We start from the raw sequence: 292 nt of genomic DNA, 5'->3' as shown, positions 1-292 counted from the left end.
GCCGGTGCTGCTCCAAGTGAACCTTTCCGGCGAGCCGCAGAAGGCCGGCGTGTCGCCGGCTGCACTGCCCCGCCTGCTCGCCGCCGCGTCTGCGCACGGATCGCTGCGCGTGGTCGGACTGATGACGATTCCGGCGCCCGCAGACGATCCCGAACGGGCGCGGCCCGTCTTTGCCCGGCTGCGTGCGTTGCGCGACGAGCTGCGCGCAGCGCCCGGCGGTGCGAACCTGACGGAACTGTCGATGGGAATGTCGCAGGACTTCGAGGTCGCCGTCGAGGAGGGCGCCACCTGG

General features: G+C 71.9%; 1 protein-coding gene. It reads left to right on the top strand.

Features of this window, described 5'->3' with window-relative positions; all coding sequences use genetic code 11:
* Positions 1–292 (top strand): alanine racemase (locus tag MD536_RS21050; protein WP_239603766.1); only part of this gene is annotated, 292 nt, incomplete at both ends.

It is taken from the genome of Flavihumibacter cheonanensis, from assembly GCF_022352215.1.
Classification (GTDB): Bacteria; Bacteroidota; Bacteroidia; order Chitinophagales; family Chitinophagaceae; genus Flavihumibacter; species Flavihumibacter cheonanensis.
The sequence above is the reverse complement of the archived record's forward strand: the minus strand, read 5'-3'. Positions and strand labels throughout refer to the sequence as shown.